Origin of the sequence: Streptomyces sp. Ru71 (assembly GCF_002920535.1) — a bacterium.
Classification (GTDB): domain Bacteria; phylum Actinomycetota; class Actinomycetes; order Streptomycetales; family Streptomycetaceae; genus Streptomyces.
Genome location: NZ_PQSS01000047.1, coordinates 12899 through 32302 on the forward strand (window position 1 = coordinate 12899; position 19404 = coordinate 32302).

Genomic DNA, 19404 nt, shown 5'->3' on the forward strand with positions numbered 1-19404 from the left:
CGAACCGGGGGCCGGTCCCGATCCACGCTCCCCCGTTGTAGTTTCACCCGGTGCCGACCCCGTCCCCCGCCGACCCCCGCCTGCTGCGCGCCTTCGTCGTCGTCGCCGAGGAGCTGCACTTCACCCGCGCCGCCGCCCGCCTCTACGTCGCCCAGCAGGCGCTCAGCCGGGATGTGCGGCGGCTGGAGCGCGAGCTCGGCACGGAGCTGTTCCTGCGGACGACCCGTCAGGTCGCGCTGACCCCCGACGGGGAGCGGCTGCTGCCGCTGGCCCGCCGGGTGCTCCAGGCGCAGGAGGACCTGCTGGCCGCCTTCTCCCAGGCCCGCCCGCTGCTGGTCGATCTCAACTCGCCCGGCCTGCTCACCGGACGCCGCGTCCTGGAGCGGGCCCGCGAACTCGCCCCCGACTGCGAACTGATGGCCCGCTACGAGAGCGGTCTGACCGGCGCCGCCGCCGAGATGACCGCGGGGCGGCTGGACGCCTCCTTCGGCTGCTACGCCGGCCTGGACCCGGCGCTGCGCGGCGTCCTGGAGCACCAGCCGGTGCGCTACGAGCCGATGGCCGTCCTCCTCCCCGAGGACCACCCGCTGGCCGCGCGGGAGACGGTCCCGCTGGCCGCGCTCGCCGGGGAGACCGTCTACGCCGGAGCCGGCAACCCCCGTACCCCGGAGTGGACCGAGCTCGCCCGCCGCCTCTTTCGGGGGAGGGGGATCGAGGTCGCGCCCCCGGCCCCGCTGGCCGTCGGGGAGGAGGAGTTCCAGCGGCTGATGGCGAAGACCGGCCATCCCGTGCTCGCCGTCGTCGACTTCCCGGCACTGCCCGGCACGGTGGTGCGGCCGCTGGTCGACCCCGTGCCGCTGTCGCCGGTGGCGCTGGTGTGGAGAAAGGGCCTGACTCATCCCGCGCTCGACGCGCTGCGCCGGGCCGCCGCCCAGCTCACGGCCTCTCAGGGGTGGCTGCGGCGACCGAGCGAGGGTTGGATTCCGGCCATGGACGATGTCACAAAGCTGCTCCACAACTGACACGTGGCGACCACGGCTCAGCCACGTGCGCTACATTCATGGCCCGAGCACGGTGTGGTAAAGGGGGCGTTCGGCCCGGGTGGGGGCCTGGTCCGGCCGACGGGTGCTCGGAGTCGTAGACGCTTCCAGAACTGACCCGTGGGGGAAGTACGCGCGTGAACAAGTGGCGGGAAGACGCCCAACCGGAATGGCCCCAGGGAGCATCCGCCTCCTGGAACGTCCCGGTGACGGGGGGAGAAACCCAGGCCCTCCCGGAGACCGGACCCGCCGGCATCCGGCACTCCGGCCTGCCCGACGACGCGACCCGCCCCCTGCGCCGCATCGACATCCCCCAGCCCCCGAGACAGCCCGCACCCCACCCGGCCCCCGGACGGCAGGACCGGAGCAGAACGCCCAGGCCCGGCAGGGATACACGGCCCCCGCGGCCTCGCACCCCGCCGCGCCCGGCGCCGACCGGACGGCGGTGCTGCCCCCGTACGCCGCCGCCGACCAGACGGCCGTCCTGCCGCCCTACGCCGCCGCCCCCCGTCAGCCCGCCCCGCGCCCGGCGCCCACCGCCCCCGCACCGACCCCCGCCCCCCGCGCCCCGCGTGACCCCTGGGCCGAGTCCTCCGCGGCCGCCTCCCTCCCGCTGGAGCACGACCCGCACGAGGTCACCGTCCAGATGGACGCCGTGATGCTGGGCGACACCCGGCTGCGCCCGGTCAAGGCCGGCCCCGGCGCGGCCCAGGACGGCTCTGACGGGCCGGTGTTCGTGGACGAGTCCGGCCGGCGCAGCCGTACCTTCCGGCGTCTGGGCATCGCGATCGGCCTGGCCTGCGCGGTCTACGCCGTCGTCATCGTCGCGACCCTGCTGTCCGGCAGCTCCAGCGCACCGTGGGTGCCCGTACCCGCCCAGGGTGGCGACGACAAGCCCGCCGGGCAGGTCGACCCCTCGACGGTGCCCAGCGTCTCCGCCACCCCGACCTCCCCGGGCTCCTCCGAGCAGGCCGTGACGCCGTCGGCGAGCCCGACCGCCACCGCCGGCACCCGGCCCGGCTCCACGCCCGGCGCCCACGGCTCCGGCACGTCCCTGGTCCGGCCGTCCTCGGCCGGCGCGCGCACCCCGTCCGGCACGTCCACGTCGTCCGCCGGCGCGTCCGCCGGCACCGGCAGCAAGTCCCCGGGCACCCCGAGCACGCCCCCGGGCAGCGGGTCCTCCCACCCGTCCACGCCCAGCGGCGGCGGCAGCTTCCCGCACCCCTCCGCCGACCCGGCCGCAGGCAGCGACACGGTGGCCGACGGACCCGTGGCCCCGGCCCCCGCCCAGGTCACCCCCACCGCAACTGACTCGTCCCCGGAGAACGTCCTCTGATGGCACCCCGCACCAGCCGCCGGCGCTGGCTGCCTCTGCGCTACCTGCTGCCCGTCCTCGTCCTGGTCGTCATGCTCGCCATGCTGATGCTGCGCGGCTACGTGCACAGCGAGATCCTCGCCGACTTCCGGGTGCGGCCCGCCGTGGAGAACGACAAGGTCCCGGTGAGCATCCTGGAGGGCGGCCCGGTCATCGACACCCGGGGCGGCAAGGCCACCACGCTCAGGGTGCCGGACCACCGCATCGTGCTCACCTTCGACGACGGCCCGGACCCGGTCTGGACGCCGAAGGTGCTCGACATCCTCAAGAAGCACGACGCGCACGCCGTCTTCTTCATCACCGGCACCATGGCCTCCCGCTACCCGGACATCGTCCAGCGCATGGTGGACGAGGGCCACGAGGTCGGCCTGCACACCTTCAACCACCCCGACCTCTCCTACCACTCCCACAAGCGCATCGACTGGGAGCTGTCCCAGAACCAGCTCGCGCTCGCCGGGGCCGCCGGCATCCGCAGCTCCCTGTTCCGCCCGCCCTACTCCTCCATGTCGCAGAACATGGACAACGCCTCCTGGCCGGTCACGGAGTACATAGGCAGCCGCGGCTATCTGACCGTCGTCAACGACACCGACAGCGAGGACTGGCGCCGGCCGGGCGTCGACCGGATCATCCGCAACGCCACCCCCAAGGGCGGCAAGGGCGCGATCGTCCTCATGCACGACTCCGGCGGTGAACGCCACCAGACGGTCGAGGCGCTGGACCGGTTCCTGCCGCAGATGCAGCAGCGGGGCTACCAGTTCAAGAACCTCACCGAGGCTCTCGACGCGCCCAGCGGCGACATCCCGGTCAGCGGCCTGGAACTGTGGAAGGGCAAGGCCTGGATCTGGCTGGTCCAGGCGTCCGATGACATCACCGGCACCCTCGTCGTCGGCCTCTCCGTGATCGGCGTCCTCGTCCTCGGCCGTTTCGGCCTGATGCTGGCGCTGTCCGGTGTGCACGCCCGCCGCACCCGTCGCCGCCGCTTCCGCTGGGGGCCCGACGCGCCCGTCACCGAACCGGTGTCGGTGCTGGTGCCGGCGTACAACGAGGCCAAGTGCATCGAGAACACCGTCCGTTCCCTGATGCGCAGCGAGCATCCCATCGAGGTCCTCGTCATCGACGACGGCTCCACCGACGGCACCGCGCGGATCGTGGAGGCGATGGGGCTGCCGAACGTGCGCGTCATACGCCAGCTCAACGCGGGCAAGCCCGCCGCCCTCAACCGGGGTCTGGCCAACGCCCGCCACGACCTGATCGTGATGATGGACGGCGACACCGTCTTCGAGCCGGCCACCGTCCGCGAACTCGTCCAGCCCTTCGCCGACCCGCGCGTCGGCGCCGTCGCCGGCAACGCCAAGGTCGGCAACAAGGACACCCTGATCGGCGCCTGGCAGCACATCGAGTACGTGATGGGCTTCAACCTCGACCGCCGGATGTACGACGTGCTGCAGTGCATGCCGACCATCCCCGGCGCGGTCGGCGCCTTCCGGCGCAGCGCCCTGGAGCGCGTCGGCGGCATGAGCGACGACACCCTCGCCGAGGACACCGACATCACCATGGCCATCCACCGCGACGGCTGGCGGGTGGTGTACGCGGAGAAGGCCCGCGCCTGGACCGAGGCCCCGGAGTCCGTGCAGCAGCTGTGGTCCCAGCGCTACCGCTGGTCGTACGGCACCATGCAGGCCATCTGGAAGCACCGCCGCGCCCTGTTCGAGCGGGGCCCCTCGGGCCGCTTCGGGCGGGTGGGCCTGCCGCTGGTGTCGCTGTTCATGGTGGTCGCCCCGCTGCTGGCCCCGCTGTTCGACATCTTCCTGATCTACGGCCTGGTCTTCGGGCCGACCGAGAAGACGATCGTGGCCTGGTTCGGCGTCCTGGCGATCCAGGCGGTCTGCGCGGCGTACTCCTTCCGGCTCGACCGCGAGCCGCTCACCCCGCTGATCTCGCTGCCGCTGCAGCAGATCCTCTACCGCCAGCTGATGTACGTCGTGCTGCTGCAGTCCTGGATCACGGCCCTGACCGGCGGCCGGCTGCGCTGGCAGAAGCTGCGCCGCAACGGCGGGGTGTCCGCCCCGCCCGGCGGCTCCGGTGAACGGCGGCCCCTCGCGAACGGGATCTCCGCCTGATGGACAGCTCCCTCACCCCGCCCACGCCCCGGGAAGCCCCGCAGTACCCGTACCCGCCCACGCCCCGGCAGGCACCGCCCCACCCGTATCCGTCCGCGCCCCAGGAAGCCGCGCCCCACCAGTATCCGTCCGCGCCCCAGGAAGCCGCGCCCCACCCGTATCCGTCCGCGCCCCAGGAAGCCCCGCCGCACGTGACCGCACCGCCCACCCTGCCGTCCGGCACGAGCGAGGCCGCCCCGTCCGCGGCGCCGCGCCGCGGCCCGGTCCGCGACCGGTACTTCGACCTGCTGCGGGCGATCGCCCTGTTCCGGGTCGTCTTCTACCACCTCACCGGCTGGGCCTGGCTGCCCGTCGTGTTCCCGTCCATGGGCGTCATGTTCGCCCTGGCCGGCAACCTGATGGCCCGCTCCCTCAAGCGCCCGGCGGTGCAGGTCGTACGCGGCCGTATGCGCCGTCTGCTGCCGCCGCTGTGGCTGCTCGGCGCGATCGGCGTCACCGGCATGGTCCTCCAGGGCTGGGGCCCGGACGCGGACGGCCGGCCCGGCTGGTGGTGGCTGCACCTGACCTTCTGGATCGTCCCGGTCAGCGACCCGCCGTACGCGGAGGGGCTGCCCAGCGTCCACGGCATCATCGGCGAGGACTGGGCGGCCGAACTGGCCGGACCCCTGTGGTACATCCGCGCCTACCTCTGGTACGTCCTGCTGTCGCCGCTGATCCTCAAGGCGCTGCGCAGGCTGCCCTGGCCGACGATCGCCTTCCCGATCGCCCTCTCCGCGGCCTTCCAGTTCGGCTACCTCGACTTCCTACCCGGCGAGCGCTTCCCCTCCGCCCTCACCGACTTCAGCACCTTCGGCGCCTGCTGGATCCTCGGCATGGCCCACCAGGAAGGTGTCCTGAAGCGGCTGCCGCGCTACGTCGTGCCGTCCATCGCGCCGTTCATCGCCGCCGTCGGCCTCTGGTACGCCCTGACCCACGGCTTCAAGTCCGGCCACGACCTCGACGACATCCCCCTCGCGCAGGCACTGTGGTCCTTCGCGACGGTGCTGCTGCTCCTGCACGTCAGCCCGTCCTGGTCCGAGTGGCCGCGCCCGCTGCGCCGCCTCGACCGGGTGGTCACGCTGCTCAACTCGCGCGCGGTGACGATCTACCTCTGGCACAACCTGTGCATCCTGATCGCCGCCACGATGTGGGACAAGCTGTGGCGCGTCGACGTGCTCGGCGCGGACGTCCCCTGGCTGCTGGACAGCCTCTGGCCCGTCCTGATCGTCGCCTGGATGCTGATCGCCAGCTGCGTCGTCTGGTTCGGCTGGATGGAGGACGTGGCCGCCAAACGCAAGCCGCAGCTGTGGCCGGACGGCTCCGGCGGCGGTGCCCGCGGCGCGGCCCGCAAGGGGGCGCACCGGAGCTGACCGGCTGAGCCTCACCGGTGGCCCCCGGGCCGAGTGAGAGCAACGTTCCCTCCCGGTCACCCACAGGCACAGCGCGGAAACGCGCCCTCCCTAGCGTCAGGACTCGGCACCCGCAGGTCCCAGGAACCGAGCCCGTCGCACCGTGGAGGCGTCATGACAGCCCCTAGCTCCGCTCCCGCCCCCGGCAGGGGCGGCCGCTGGATCCGGCAGTGGGATCCGGAGGACGAGACCTTCTGGCAGCAGACCGGGGAGAGGATCGCCAAGCGCAACCTCCTCTTCTCCGTCCTCTCCGAGCACATCGGGTTCTCGGTGTGGACCATGTGGTCCGTGCTGGTGCTCTTCATGGGCCCCGAGTACGGGCTGACCCCGGCCGACAAGTTCCTGCTGACGTCGATGGTGACGCTGGTCGGGGCGGTCGTCCGGGTGCCCTACACCTTCGCCGTCGCCGTCTTCGGCGGGCGCAACTGGACGGTGATCTCCGCCGGTCTGCTGCTGATCCCGACCATCTCCGCGTTCGTCGTCATGGAGCCGGGCACCTCCTTCTCCACCTTCCTGCTCGTCGGCCTCCTGGCCGGCGTCGGCGGCGGCAACTTCGCCTCCTCCATGACCAACATCAACGCCTTCTTCCCGCTGCGGAAGAAGGGCTGGGCCCTCGGCCTCAACGCGGGCGGCGGCAACATCGGCGTGCCCGTCATCCAGCTCGTCGCCCTGGCCATCATCGGGGCGAGCGGCGGGCCGCGCGTGCTGCTCGGGATCTACATCCCGCTGATCCTGCTCGCGGCGGCCATGGCCGCGGTGAAGATGGACAACCTGGAGAACGTCCGCAACGACACCGGCGCCGCCAAGGACGCCGCGCGCGACGGCCACACCTGGATCATGTCCTTCCTCTACATCGGCACCTTCGGCTCGTTCATCGGGTACTCCTTCGCCTTCGGGCAGGTGCTCACCAACCAGTTCGGGCGCACCCCGCTGCAGGCCGCCTACGTCACCTTCATCGGCCCGCTGCTCGGCTCCCTGATCCGCCCGATCGGCGGGCGGCTCGCCGACCGGTACGGCGGCGCGCGGATCACCCTGTACAACTACGTGGCCATGGCCGTCGCGACCTCGGTCCTGATCGCCGCGTCCATGCGTGAGTCGCTCGCCCTCTTCACGGTCGCCTTCGTCGTCCTCTTCGTGCTCACCGGGCTCGGCAACGGCTCGACGTTCAAGATGATCCCCGGCATCTTCCAGGCCAAGGCCCAGGCCAAGGGGCTCACCGGGGAGGCGGCCGCCTCCTACGGCCGGCGGCTGTCCGGGGCGTCGATGGGACTCATCGGCGCGGTCGGCGCCCTCGGCGGCGTCGGCATCAACCTGGCCTTCCGGCAGTCCTTCCTCTCCTACGGCTCCGGCACCGGCGCGTTCGTCGCCTTCCTCGCCTACTACGCCGTCTGCTTCGCCGTGACCTGGGCCGTATACCTTCGCCGTACGGCAGCGCGCGGCGAGGCCGGAACCGCGGCCGAGGAGACACCGCAGCTCACCTACGCCGAGGTGTGACGTAACACCGGTGACATGAAGCGGAACCGAGCCTGTCACGCGGCGTTGACAGGCTCGGTTCGCGCGCCGGTCAGCGAGGAGAGCCATGTACGACGAACAGCAGCAACCCCGACGAGCGGATCACGGACCCCTGGCGGGCTTCACCGTGGGGGTCACCGCCGCCCGCCGCGCCGACGAGCTGGGCGCCCTGCTGGAACGGCGCGGGGCTGCCGTCCTGCACGCGCCCGCCCTGCGGATCGTGCCGCTCGCCGACGACGGCGAACTGCTCGCGGCGACCAAGCAGCTCATCGACCACGCGCCGGACGTGGTCGTCGCCACCACCGCGATCGGCTTCCGCGGCTGGGTGGAGGCCGCCGACGGCTGGGGGCTCGGCGAGCAGCTGCTGGGGCGGCTGCGGGAGGTCGAGGTGCTCGCCCGCGGGCCCAAGGTGAAGGGCGCGGTGCGCGCCGCGGGGCTCACCGAGGACTGGTCGCCGTCCAGCGAGTCCATGGCCGAGGTGCTCGACCGGCTGCTGGAGGAGGGCGTCGAGGGCCGCCGGATCGCCGTACAGCTGCACGGGGAGCCGCTGCCCGGGTTCGTGGAGGCGCTTCGGGAGGGCGGCGCCGAGGTGGTGGGCGTACCGGTGTACCGGTGGATGCCGCCGGACGACCTCTCGCCGCTGGACCGGCTGCTGGACGCCGCCGTCTCGCGCGGCGTGGACGCGCTCACCTTCACCAGCGCGCCCGCCGCGGTCTCCCTGCTCGACCGGGCCGAGGAGCGCGGGCTGCTGCCCGAACTCCTCACCGCCCTTCACCACGACGTGCTGCCCGCCTGTGTGGGTCCGGTCACCGCGCTGCCCCTGCAGTCGCGCGGGGTGGAGACGGTCCAGCCGGAGCGCTTCCGGCTGGGACCCCTGGTGCAGCTGCTGTGCCAGGAGCTGCCGGCCCGCTCCCGCTCGCTGCCCGTCGCCGGGCACCGGGTGGAGATCCGCGGACACGCGGTCCTGGTCGACGGCGAGCTGCGGCCCGTCCCGCCGGCCGGCATGTCCCTGCTGCGCGCACTGTCCCGCCGCCCCGGCTGGGTGGTCGCCCGCGCCGACCTCCTGCGCGCCCTGCCGGGCGCCGGCCGCGACGAACACGCCGTGGAAACAGCGATGGCCCGCCTGCGGACGGCCCTGGGCGCCCCCAAACTGATCCAAACGGTAGTCAAACGCGGCTACCGCCTGGCCCTGGACCCAGCAACGGACGCGAAGTACGCGGACGCGTAGGGGGCAGGGGGCTGCTCCGATTCGCCGCGCGCGTGAGTGCAGGGCGGGGTTCGGGGCCGGCCCGATTCGCGTACGCGGACGCGTAGTGCCGGGGTTTCGGGGCCGGCCCGAAGCGCCGCCCCTCCGGCTGGACGCGGAGGCCGAGGGCCCTGGGCCCTCCCGCCCCTCGGCTGCCGGATCCGCCCGGCACTGCGGCCGGGCGGGCACCCGGGCGGGGTCGGTCCGGTGCGGCGGGCGCCTGCCGGCGCGGGCCGCACTCTGTCCCGCCTCCCGAGCCGTCCGGGGCCCGGCATCCCTGGCTCACCTGTCCACCGGGCCGTGGGTTGCCGACGCCGGAGTGGGTCCTTCCTCCGCCGGGCGCGTGGTCCGGGGGGCGCCCGCCCCTCCCGCGCCGGGCGGGTAGGTCCGGGACGCCTGAGTGTGCCTCGCGCCGGGCGGTCAGGCCCGCGACGCGTAAGTCCGGCCCGCGCCCCGTGCGTAGTCCCGCCCCGTCCGAGGGCTACCCCGCGTCGCAGTGGGCAGGCACTGTGGAAGGGAGCGATTCCGGTGGGCTAACCCTAGGCGGTGACAGGGGCATGGCACTGGTGACGGCCACGGCACCGTACGAGCTGCGCTTCGACGCGGGGCGGGTCTGTCTCGACCTGCTCGCCACGACCCATCCCGTCGAACGGCTGGACTCCGTCGAGGTGCTGTGCGCCTGGATCACCGGCTCCGGGCTCGTCCCGCCCGGCACGGCGCTCACCCACGCCGACGCCACCTGGCTGCGCGGCTTCCGCGAACTACGCGGCCAGGTGAGCCAGTTGGTGCGCGGCTGGCTGTCGCCCGGCCCGCTGCCGTACGACCTCGCGCTCGCCCGGGTCAACGACACCGCCCGCACCCCGCCCCCGTCCCCCGGGCCGTGCGCGGCCAGGACGGCGTACTCGTACGGCAGTTGGCCGGCACCCCGGAGTGCGCCGCCCTGCTGGCCGCCGTCGCCAGGGACGCCGTGGAGCTGCTCACCGACCCCGCCGCCCGCGCCGCGCTGCGGCAGTGCGAGGGCGACAACTGCCCGATCGTCTACCTGGACACCTCCCGGGGGCGCCGGCGCCGCTGGTGCTCCAGCGAGGTGTGCGGCAACCGCGAGCGCGTGGCCCGCCACCGCCGCCGGGTGGCCTCGCGCACCAAGGGAGCGGGCGCCCGCCTCGCGGCCTCCGCCCGGGGCGCGGCGACTTCGCCGAGAGGAGCCTCGACGTGACTTCCGTTACACCCGGTTTACCTACGGTCCCGTAGGGAAGCGGAACCTGATCTTGCCTTCAGTGGGGGAAATGTAAAGAACGCGGGGCGGGAATGTGCGTGCATGTCCGCCCTCGTCACCCGACCCCACGGAAAACTGTCACCCCGCTTTGAACATCCAACAGCCCGCTTCCGTACCGGTGGACGAGCGACCGACTGGGGGAAGCCCCGGACACCGGAGGTGGGCGTGCGCAAGGATTCCGTCGTGGCCAATGAACGTGGATCGAGGGCCCGACATCGCGCTTCCCAGCCCTCGGAACCCGACGAGGAGCTGGTGCGTGCCCTGTATCGAGAGCACGCCGGACCCCTGCTCGCCTATGTGCTGCGCCTGGTCGCCGGAGACCGTCAGCGCGCCGAGGACGTGGTGCAGGAGACGCTCATCCGTGCCTGGAAGAACGCCGGCCAGCTCAATCGAGCGACCGGTTCGGTACGCCCCTGGCTGGTGACGGTCGCGCGCCGCATCGTCATCGACGGCCACCGCAGCCGGCAGGCCCGGCCGCAGGAGGTCGATCCGTCGCCGCTGGAGGTCATCCCCGCGGAGGACGAGATCGACAAGGCGCTGTGGCTGATGACGCTGTCGGACGCGCTCGACGACCTGACCCCGGCCCACCGGGAGGTGCTCGTCGAGACGTACTTCAAAGGGCGTACCGTCAACGAGGCGGCCGAGACCCTGGGCATCCCCAGCGGCACCGTCCGCTCAAGGGTTTTCTACGCCCTTCGGTCCATGAAGCTGGCACTGGAGGAGCGGGGGGTGACGGCGTGATGAGCGGGTACGGGGGAATGCGAGGATTCGGCATGGAAGGTCCGGGTAACACTGGTCCCATGCAGGGATCACCGGCCCCGAACGAGCACGAGACCGTCGGCGCCTACGCCCTCGGGATTCTGGACGACGCCGAAGCAACCGCTTTCGAGGCCCATCTGGCCACCTGCGAGTGGTGCGCCCAGCAGCTCGACGAACTGGCCGGCATGGAACCGATGATGGCCGCGCTCGCCGACCTGCCCGGCGCGGGCACACCCGCGATCGGGGAGTCCCTGTCGGCCAGGCCCAGCCCCCGGCTGGTGGAGCGGCTCGTCGACGAGGTCGCCGAGCGGCGTGCCGCGAAGCGCCGCCGCGGCTTCTACATGGTGGCGGCCGCCGCCGCGCTGATCGTCGGCGGTCCGCTGGTCGCCGTCGCGACGACCGGCTCCGACTCGGGCGGCTCCAACCAGGCGGCGCCGGCCAGCCCCGCCAAGACGCTGTTCTCGACCATGGGCGACAAGGTCACGGGCACCGACCCGTCGACCCAGGTCACCGGCACGGTCGGGATGGCGCAGAAGGACTGGGGCACCCAGGCGGTCCTGGAGCTGAAGAACGTCAAGGGGCCGCTGAAGTGCTCGCTGATCGCCGTCGGCAAGAACGGTGAGCGCGAGACGGTGTCGTCGTGGTCGGTGCCGGGGTGGGGGTACGGCATCCCCAACGCCAAGACCGAGGAGTCGAAGAACCCGCTCTACATCGGGGGTGGGGCGGCGTTCAAACCGAACGAGATCGACCACTTCGAGGTGATGACGTTCGACGGGAACAAGCTGGTGCAGATCAAGGCGTGAGCCTCCGGCGGTTCGCGGCGCCTACCGAGGTGGGCGGTTGCTGCCGTCTTGCGGGTGCGGGTCGTGGGGGGCTGGTCGCGCAGTTCCCCGCGTCCCTGGGGTTGGCACACCGCCCGGCACCCGGCAGCTCCGTCCCCTCGCCTCTTGTGGTCTCCTTCGCGTACGGTTGACGGCTGCCCAGCACGTCAGAAGGGGGCCCGGTGGCCGCTCAGGCACAGCAATCCGCGGTCGATCCGGTTCACGACTCGGTTCGGGACCGGGAGATCGATGTCGAACAGGAACACCTCGACCGGGTGTACCGGCGCCTTGAGGAGAAGATCCACGAGGCCGAGTTCCTCATGCACGACGCGGCCCGCCGCGGCCAGGTCGGCACCCCCGGCGCGCTCGCCGAGCGGGACGCGCAGGTCTTCCGGGCGGGCGTCCACCTCAACCGGCTGAACAACGAGTTCGAGGACTTCCTCTTCGGCCGCATCGACCTGCTGCTCGGCAAGGACGGCAAGAAGGGCCCCGACGGGGCGTACACCGCCGTGGAGCCCGCCGAGGGCGCCGTGCGGCCCGACAACACCGCCGACATCGCCGAGACGCTGCACATCGGCCGGATCGGCGTCCTCGACGAGGACTACGCCCCGCTGGTCATCGACTGGCGGGCGCCCGCCGCCGCCCCCTTCTACCGGTCCACGCCGGTGGACCCGGGACGGGTCGTGCGGCGCCGGGTCATCCGCTCCAAGGGGCGCCGTGTGCTCGGCGTCGAGGACGACCTCATGCGCCCGGAGCTGACGGCGTTCCTCGACGGCCGGGAGCTGCCCGTCATCGGGGACGGCGCCCTGATGGCCGCACTGGGGCAGGCCCGCACCCACACCATGCGGGACATCGTCGCCTCCATCCAGGCCGAGCAGGACATGGTGATCCGCGCGCCCGCCGCGTCCGTGACGTACGTCGAGGGCGGGCCGGGCACGGGGAAGACCGCCGTCGCGCTGCACCGCGCGGCCTACCTGCTCTACCAGGACCGGCGTCGCTACGCCGGCGGCATCCTGATCGTCTCGCCCACCCCGCTGCTCGTCGCCTACACCGAGGGCGTGCTGCCCTCGCTCGGCGAGGAGGGCCAGGTCGCCATCCGCGCGATCGGCTCCCTGGTCGACGGGGCCGAGGCCACCGTGTACGACTCCCCGGCCACCGCCCGCGCCAAGGGCTCAAGCCGCATGCTGAAGGTGCTGCGCAAGGCCGCCCGGGGGGCCCTGGAGGGGCCGGACACGCCGACCCGGCTGCGGGTCGTCGCCTTCGGGCGGCGCCTGGAGCTGGAGGCCGGGCAGCTGGAGTCCATCCGGCGCAGCGCCCTCGGCGGTACGGCCCCGGTGAACCTGCTGCGTCCGCGCGCCCGCAAGCTGCTGCTGGACGCGCTGTGGGAGCAGTCCGGCGCGGCCGGCCGGCACACCGATCCGGAGCTGGCCGCCGAGCTGCGGTCCTCCTTCGACGAGGACGTCAGCACCGAGGACTCCTTCCTGGAGTTCCTGGACGCCTGGTGGCCCGAGCTGACCCCACGGGGCGTGCTGGCCGCCATGGCCGACGAGAAGCGGCTCGGCCGCTGGGCCCGCCGGGTCCTCAACCCCGGCGAGGTCCGCAAGGTCGCCCGCTCGCTCAGACGCGACGGCTACTCCGTGCACGACATCGCGCTGCTGGACGAGCTCCAGGCGATCCTCGGCTCCCCGGCGCGGCCGAAGAAGCGGCGCGAGCTCGACCCGCTGGACCAGCTCACCGGCCTGGAGGAGCTGATGCCGGTGCGCGAGGAGTCGCAGCGCGAGCGTGCCGAGCGGCTGGCCGCCGAGCGTGTGGAGTACGCCCACGTCATCGTCGACGAGGCGCAGGACCTCACACCGATGCAGTGGCGCATGGTGGGCCGGCGCGGCCGGCACGCCACCTGGACGGTCGTCGGCGATCCGGCCCAGTCCTCCTGGTCCGACGTCGACGAGGCCGCCGAGGCGCGCGACGAGGCCCTCGGGACGCGTCCGCGCCGCCGCTTCCAGCTCACCGTGAACTACCGCAACCCGGCGGAGATCGCCGAGCTGGCCTCGAAGGTGCTGGCGCTGGCGATGCCGGGCTCCACGGCCCCGACGGCGGTGCGCTCCACCGGCGTACGGCCGCGGTTCGCCGTCGTCGAGGACTCGCTGGAGAAGACCGTGCGGGCCGAGGCCGAGCGGCTGCTGGGGGCGGTCGACGGCACGGTCGGTGTCGTCGTCGCCATGCAGCGCCGTGAGGAGGCGCGGCGGTGGCTGTCGGGGCTGGGGGAGCGGGTGGTGGCGCTCGGCAGCCTGGAGGCCAAGGGGCTTGAGTACGATGCGACGGTCGTGGTCTCGCCGGCGGAGATCGCGGACGAGAGCCCTGCGGGGTTGCGGGTGCTGTACGTGGCGCTGACCCGGGCCACTCAGCAGCTGACCGTGGTTTCGGGTGACCGCGATGACGCGGATGCCTCCGGGGTGCCGGACCTGCTGCGCGACTGACGCCTGCGGCGGCCTGTGCGGGTTGCGTTGTGGTTGCTCGCGCAGTTCCCCGCGCCCCTTAAGTGCCTGCGGCGGCCGGGGCCGTCGGGTGCGGGGAAAGAACTTGTCCGGGTGGGAATGGTCTTCCTCGATCCGTTTGTTAGCCTGGGTGTGGCACCGGCTCGATCCAAGCCCCCGGGCCCAACCTTTGTCCCTCAGAGGGACCACTTGCCGCGAGGCGAGCATGGCGGGTCGGTGTCATGAACGTTGAGGAGACCCACGTCACCACGTGACGTGGGTCTCTTTATTTGTCTGATCGCTTGCCGTACTCTCTCGCATGGCGGAAGTCGTTTTCCGAAAACGCGCGCCTGGCGTATCCCTGCCCGTGAACAAAACGTCCGCAATCCGGGGCGACTACCACGTACTCAGGGGTAGGTGCGACGATCGGACGGCTACAAACTCAGCGCAACGGTGAAAGCAGAGGAAGTCGGCCATGGCAACGGCGCCCAGCGTCTCCTACTCGATGACGATCCGGCTGGAGGTGCCCGCGAGCGGAACGGCCGTCTCGCAGCTCACCACCGCCGTGGAGTCCTCCGGAGGCTCGGTGACCGGCCTCGACGTCACCGCATCCGGGCACGAGAAGCTCCGGATCGACGTCACGATCGCGGCCACCTCCACCGCACACGCCGAGGAGATCGTCGGCAAGCTGCGCACCATCGAGGGCGTCACGCTGGGCAAGGTCTCCGACCGTACGTTCCTGATGCACCTCGGCGGCAAGATCGAGATGGCGTCCAAGCACCCCATCCGCAACCGTGACGACCTCTCCATGGTCTACACCCCGGGTGTGGCCCGGGTCTGCATGGCCATCGCCGAGAACCCCGAGGACGCCCGGCGTCTGACCATCAAGCGCAACTCCGTTGCGGTCGTGACGGACGGCTCCGCCGTGCTGGGCCTGGGCAACATCGGCCCGAAGGCCGCGCTGCCGGTGATGGAGGGCAAGGCGGCCCTGTTCAAGCGGTTCGCCGGCATCGACGCCTGGCCGATCTGCCTGGACACCCAGGACACCGACGCCATCGTCGAGATCGTCAAGGCCATCGCCCCCGGGTTCGCCGGCATCAACCTGGAGGACATCTCCGCGCCCCGCTGCTTCGAGATCGAGGCGCGGCTGCGTGAGGCCCTCGACATCCCGGTCTTCCACGACGACCAGCACGGCACGGCCATCGTCGTCCTCGCCTCCCTCACCAACGCCCTGCGCGTGGTCGGCAAGGGCATCGGGGACGTGCGGGTCGTGATGTCCGGCGCCGGCGCGGCCGGTACGGCCATCCTCAAGCTGCTGCTGGCCGCCGGTGTGAAGAACGCCGTGGTCGCCGACATCCAGGGCGTCGTGCACGCCGGCCGCGAGGACCTGGTCGACGCGCCCGCCGACTCCGCGCTGCGCTGGATCGCCGACAACACCAACCCCGAGAACCTGACGGGCACGCTCAAGGAGGCCGTGCGCGGCGCCGACGTCTTCATCGGCGTCTCCGCCCCGAACGTGCTCGACGGCGACGACGTGGCCGCCATGGCCGAGGGTGCGATCGTGTTCGCGCTCGCGAACCCGGACCCCGAGGTGGACCCGGCAATCGCCCGTCAGACGGCGGCAGTTGTGGCCACCGGCCGTTCCGACTTCCCGAACCAGATCAACAACGTGCTGGTCTTCCCGGGTGTCTTCCGCGGCCTGCTGGACGCGCAGTCCCGCACCGTCAACACGGAGATGATGCTCGCCGCCGCGAAGGCGCTGGCGGACGTGGTGACCGAGGACGAGCTGAACCCGAACTACATCATCCCGTCCGTCTTCAACGACAAGGTCGCCGGCGCGGTGGCCGGGGCGGTCCGGGACGCGGCCAAGGCGGCCGGGGCGGCCGCGAAGACGGACGACACGGCCGTCTGACCGCTTGTGAGACTTCCCACGGCCGCCACCCGGCGCGTCGTGGAACCGGGGCCCTTCGGCCGCCCTCTATGGTGGGCGGCCGGCCAGTGGCGAGGGTGACGGCCGGGACGGTGGCGCTTTCGTGTGACTCCCAAGAGTGTTCTCACGACTCCTGCGGGTGGTGGATTGGCTTTCCCGCCGCAGGTAGGGGCAGGATGCGTCTCTGGGCGCTCGCGTCAGCGGACGGCACCGGCCCCCGGGACCGTCCGACGACCCTGGCAGCAACGGCTTCGCTGTGTCCGATATGCGGCTGTCGCCGCATGGCACGCCCCAACGGCAAGAAGAACACGGGAGTAACAACATGAACCGCAGTGAGCTGGTGGCCGCGCTGGCCGACCGCGCCGAGGTGACCCGCAAGGACGCCGACGCCGTGCTGGCCGCGTTCGCCGACGTCGTCGGCGATGTCGTCGCCAAGGGCGACGAGAAGGTCACCATCCCCGGCTTCCTGACCTTCGAGCGCACCCACCGTGCCGCTCGCACCGCCCGAAACCCGCAGACCGGTGAGCCGATCCAGATCCCGGCCGGCTACAGCGTGAAGGTCTCCGCGGGCTCCAAGCTCAAGGAAGCGGCCAAGGGTAAGTGACCTGGCCGTCCGTACGCCACGGGACGGCGTACGAGACGCTCTGAACGTCGATGGGGCGGCCCCCCTTCCCGGGGGGCCGCCCCATTCGTCGTAGGTGCCCTGTGGCCCGTTACAGGGCCTGGCCGGGCAGCTCCACCTTCGCGCCCAGGGCCACGAGCTTCTCCATGAAGTTCTCGTAGCCGCGGTTGATCAGGTCGATGCCGTGCACCCGGGACGTGCCCTGCGCGGCGAGGGCCGCGATGAGGTACGAGAAGCCGCCGCGCAGGTCGGGGATGACCAGGTCGGCGCCCTGGAGCTTGGTCGGTCCTGAGACGACCGCCGAGTGCAGGAAGTTGCGGGCGCCGAAGCGGCAGGCCGAGCCGCCCAGGCATTCGCGGTAGAGCTGGATGTGCGCGCCCATCTGGTTCAGCGCCGAGGTGAAGCCGAGACGGGACTCGTAGACCGTCTCGTGGATGATGGACAGGCCCGTGGCCTGCGTGAGGGCCACCACCAGCGGCTGCTGCCAGTCGGTCTGGAAACCGGGGTGCACGTCCGTCTCCAGCGCGATGGACTTCAACTGCCCGCCGGGGTGCCAGAAGCGGATGCCCTCGTCCTCGATCTCGAAGGCGCCGCCCACCTTCCGGTAGGTGTTCAGGAACGTCATCATCGAGCGCTGCTGCGCCCCGCGGACGTAGATGTCACCCTCGGTGGCCAGCGCCGCCGACGCCCAGGACGCGGCCTCCAGCCGGTCCGGCAGGGCACGGTGGGTGTAGCCGCCCAGCTTGTCCACACCGGTGATGCGGATCGTGCGGTCGGTGTCCATCGCGATGATCGCGCCCATCTTCTGCAGGACGCAGATCAGGTCCTCGATCTCGGGCTCGACGGCCGCATTGGACAGCTCCGTCACGCCCTCGGCGAGCACCGCCGTCAGCAGCACCTGCTCGGTGGCGCCGACGGAGGGGTAGGGCAGCCGGATCTTCGTGCCGCGCAGCCGCTGCGGGGCCTCCAGGTACTGGCCGTCCGCGCGCTTCTCGATGACCGCGCCGAACTGGCGCAGCACGTCGAAGTGGAAGTCGATGGGCCGGCCGCCGATGTCGCAGCCGCCCAGGCCCGGGATGAACGCGTGCCCGAGGCGGTGCAGCAGCGGGCCGCAGAACAGGATCGGGATACGGCTGGAACCCGCGTGGGCATCGATGTCAGCGACGTTGGCGCTCTCCACCCGGGTCGGGTCGAGCACCAGCTCGCCCGGCTCCTCACCCGGACGGACCGTCACCCCGTGCAGTTGCAGCAGGCCGCGCACGACCCGCACGTCGCGGATGTCCGGAACGTTGCGCAGTCGACTCGGCTCACCGCCCAGCAGGGCGGCCACCATGGCCTTCGGCACGAGGTTCTTCGCGCCGCGGACACGGATCTCGCCCTCCAGCGGGGTTCCGCCGTGGACAAGCAGGACATCGTCGTTGACGGTCATGTATCTCGCGTTCCGATGAGTCGGGCAGGGGGAGAGAGACAGAGTAATCGCCACGGACCCCCCTGAAGTAAGCCCGCGGACCGCCCGGGAACGTCATAGCTGTGTCACAACACGAACCGTTGAGTACCGGGCACGTGCGGTCACCGGCGCGGCGCGTGCCCCCGTGACGCCTCCGTGAGCCGTGACCTGCCTTCACCCGCCTACCCCGATTGCCTCCCCACAGCCCGGGAAGATGCGGGATCATGTCTGGCATGACCGAGGTGTCCTCGCTCACAGGGCGGCTGCTCGTGGCCACCCCCGCCCTGGCGGACCCGAACTTCGACCGTGCGGTGGTGCTCCTCCTCGACCACGACGAGGAGGGCTCGCTCGGTGTCGTCCTCAACCGTCCCACGCCGGTGGGCGTGGGCGACATCCTGGAGGGCTGGGCGGACCTCGCCGGGGAGCCCGGCGTCGTCTTCCAGGGCGGCCCGGTCTCGCTGGACTCGGCCCTCGGCGTCGCCGTCGTCCCGGGCGACCCGGGCGCGGACGGCACCCCGCTCGGCTGGCGGCGGGTGCACGGCGCGATCGGCCTGGTCGACCTGGAGGCCCCGCCCGAGCTGCTCGCCTCCGCCCTCGGCTCCCTGCGGATCTTCGCCGGATACGCCGGCTGGGGCCCCGGCCAGCTGGAGGACGAACTGGTCGAGGGCGCCTGGTACGTCGTCGAGTCCGAACCCGGCGACGTCTCCTCCCCGTCCCCCGAACGGCTCTGGCGCGAGGTGCTGCGCCGCCAGCGCAACGAGCTGGCGATGGTGGCGACGTACCCGGACGACCCGACGCTCAACTGAACCGTGTGACCTTCAGTACCCTGGCTTTTATGAGCACTCTTGAGCCCGAGCGCGGGACTGGTACGGGGACCCTCGTAGAGCCGACGCCACAGGTGTCCCACGGTGACGGTGACCACGAGCGCTTCGCCCACTACGTCCAGAAGGACAAGATCATGGCGAGCGCCCTCGACGGGACGCCCGTCGTGGCGCTGTGCGGCAAGGTCTGGGTGCCGGGCCGCGACCCGAAGAAGTACCCCGTGTGCCCCATGTGCAAGGAGATCTACGAGTCCATGGGCGCCGGCGGCGACGACGGCGGCAAGGGCGGCAAGGGCGGCGGCAACAAGTAGTCCGCCGGAGGGCCGGGTCCCCTGCCCCCGTGTCCGCGAGGTCCCCGGGTGCGCTGCGCGCGCCGGGGACCTTTGTGGGTTCCCCGGGCAGCGGCGTGCGGCCCGGCGACTGAGGGCAACTGGTTCAGACCTCTTGTGGGCGCATTGCCGGTGTCCCTAGCCTTCCGCTGTGTGCGGCGGCCGTGAAGCGCCGGTGGCGTTA

Annotated in this window: 14 protein-coding genes and 1 pseudogene; 14 read left to right on the forward strand and 1 reads right to left on the reverse strand. The window is 72.1% G+C overall.

The genetic code is table 11. The annotated features are described in order from the left end of the window. The first annotated feature begins 50 nt into the window (after positions 1-50). From C3489_RS24770 to C3489_RS24830, 12 genes and pseudogenes are all read left to right on the forward strand, one after another. On the forward strand, positions 51-1022 hold the full coding sequence (locus tag C3489_RS24770; RefSeq protein WP_103784264.1) for a LysR family transcriptional regulator: 972 nt from the start codon (positions 51-53) through the stop codon (positions 1020-1022). 463 nt (positions 1023-1485) lie between these two features. Continuing rightward, positions 1486-2376 (forward strand): hypothetical protein, encoded by an 891-nt coding sequence (locus tag C3489_RS24775; protein ID WP_103784265.1) that lies wholly within the window; start codon positions 1486-1488, stop codon positions 2374-2376. Next, on the forward strand, positions 2376-4535 hold the full coding sequence (locus C3489_RS24780; protein ID WP_103784266.1) for a bifunctional polysaccharide deacetylase/glycosyltransferase family 2 protein: 2160 nt from the start codon (positions 2376-2378) through the stop codon (positions 4533-4535). The genes C3489_RS24775 and C3489_RS24780 overlap by 1 nt, the downstream gene beginning before the upstream one ends. Before the next feature lie 191 nt (positions 4536-4726). Then, positions 4727-5944 (forward strand): acyltransferase, encoded by a 1218-nt coding sequence (locus C3489_RS24790; protein WP_181139830.1) that lies wholly within the window; start codon positions 4727-4729, stop codon positions 5942-5944. Positions 5945-6097: 153 nt separating this feature from the next. Beyond that, positions 6098-7477 carry a NarK/NasA family nitrate transporter gene (locus tag C3489_RS24795; protein ID WP_103784267.1) on the forward strand — a complete coding sequence of 460 codons (1380 nt, stop codon included), beginning with the start codon at positions 6098-6100 and terminating at the stop codon, positions 7475-7477. An 85-nt stretch (positions 7478-7562) separates the two neighbouring features. Further along, positions 7563-8723, forward strand: a complete 1161-nt coding sequence (locus tag C3489_RS24800) for a uroporphyrinogen-III synthase (RefSeq protein WP_103784268.1) — start codon at positions 7563-7565, stop codon at positions 8721-8723. A gap of 575 nt (positions 8724-9298) precedes the next feature. Continuing rightward, positions 9299-9957, forward strand: a pseudogene (locus C3489_RS24805) (CGNR zinc finger domain-containing protein). A gap of 219 nt (positions 9958-10176) precedes the next feature. Beyond that, the gene (locus tag C3489_RS24810; RefSeq protein WP_103784269.1) at positions 10177-10758 is read left to right on the forward strand and encodes a sigma-70 family RNA polymerase sigma factor; all 582 of its coding nucleotides are present in this window, start codon (positions 10177-10179) and stop codon (positions 10756-10758) included. Further along, positions 10758-11579 (forward strand): anti-sigma factor, encoded by an 822-nt coding sequence (locus C3489_RS24815; protein WP_103784270.1) that lies wholly within the window; start codon positions 10758-10760, stop codon positions 11577-11579. Before C3489_RS24810 ends, C3489_RS24815 begins: the two co-directional genes overlap by 1 nt. Before the next feature lie 200 nt (positions 11580-11779). Beyond that, positions 11780-14074 carry a UvrD-helicase domain-containing protein gene (locus C3489_RS24820; protein ID WP_103784271.1) on the forward strand — a complete coding sequence of 765 codons (2295 nt, stop codon included), beginning with the start codon at positions 11780-11782 and terminating at the stop codon, positions 14072-14074. A 472-nt stretch (positions 14075-14546) separates the two neighbouring features. Continuing rightward, on the forward strand, positions 14547-15983 hold the full coding sequence (locus tag C3489_RS24825) for an NAD-dependent malic enzyme (protein ID WP_103784272.1): 1437 nt from the start codon (positions 14547-14549) through the stop codon (positions 15981-15983). Between the two features lie 340 nt (positions 15984-16323). After that, a complete protein-coding gene (locus C3489_RS24830; RefSeq protein WP_103784273.1) occupies positions 16324-16605 on the forward strand; it encodes an HU family DNA-binding protein in 282 nt (93 codons plus the stop codon). A 109-nt stretch (positions 16606-16714) separates the two neighbouring features. Here the strand turns inward: C3489_RS24830 and murA are convergent, their stop codons facing one another. Then, complete coding sequence (gene murA, locus C3489_RS24835; RefSeq protein ID WP_103784274.1) at positions 16715-18052, reverse strand: UDP-N-acetylglucosamine 1-carboxyvinyltransferase; 1338 nt, start codon at positions 18050-18052, stop codon at positions 16715-16717. Between the two features lie 251 nt (positions 18053-18303). On the opposite strand from murA, the gene C3489_RS24840 reads away from it, so the two are divergent. Together C3489_RS24840 and C3489_RS24845 are read left to right on the forward strand one after the other, a co-directional pair. After that, a complete protein-coding gene (locus C3489_RS24840; RefSeq protein WP_103784275.1) occupies positions 18304-18876 on the forward strand; it encodes a YqgE/AlgH family protein in 573 nt (190 codons plus the stop codon). 29 nt (positions 18877-18905) lie between these two features. After that, positions 18906-19202: a DUF3039 domain-containing protein gene (locus C3489_RS24845; protein WP_103784276.1), complete on the forward strand. Its 297-nt coding sequence runs from the start codon at positions 18906-18908 to the stop codon at positions 19200-19202. The last annotated feature ends 202 nt before the right edge of the window (positions 19203-19404 follow it).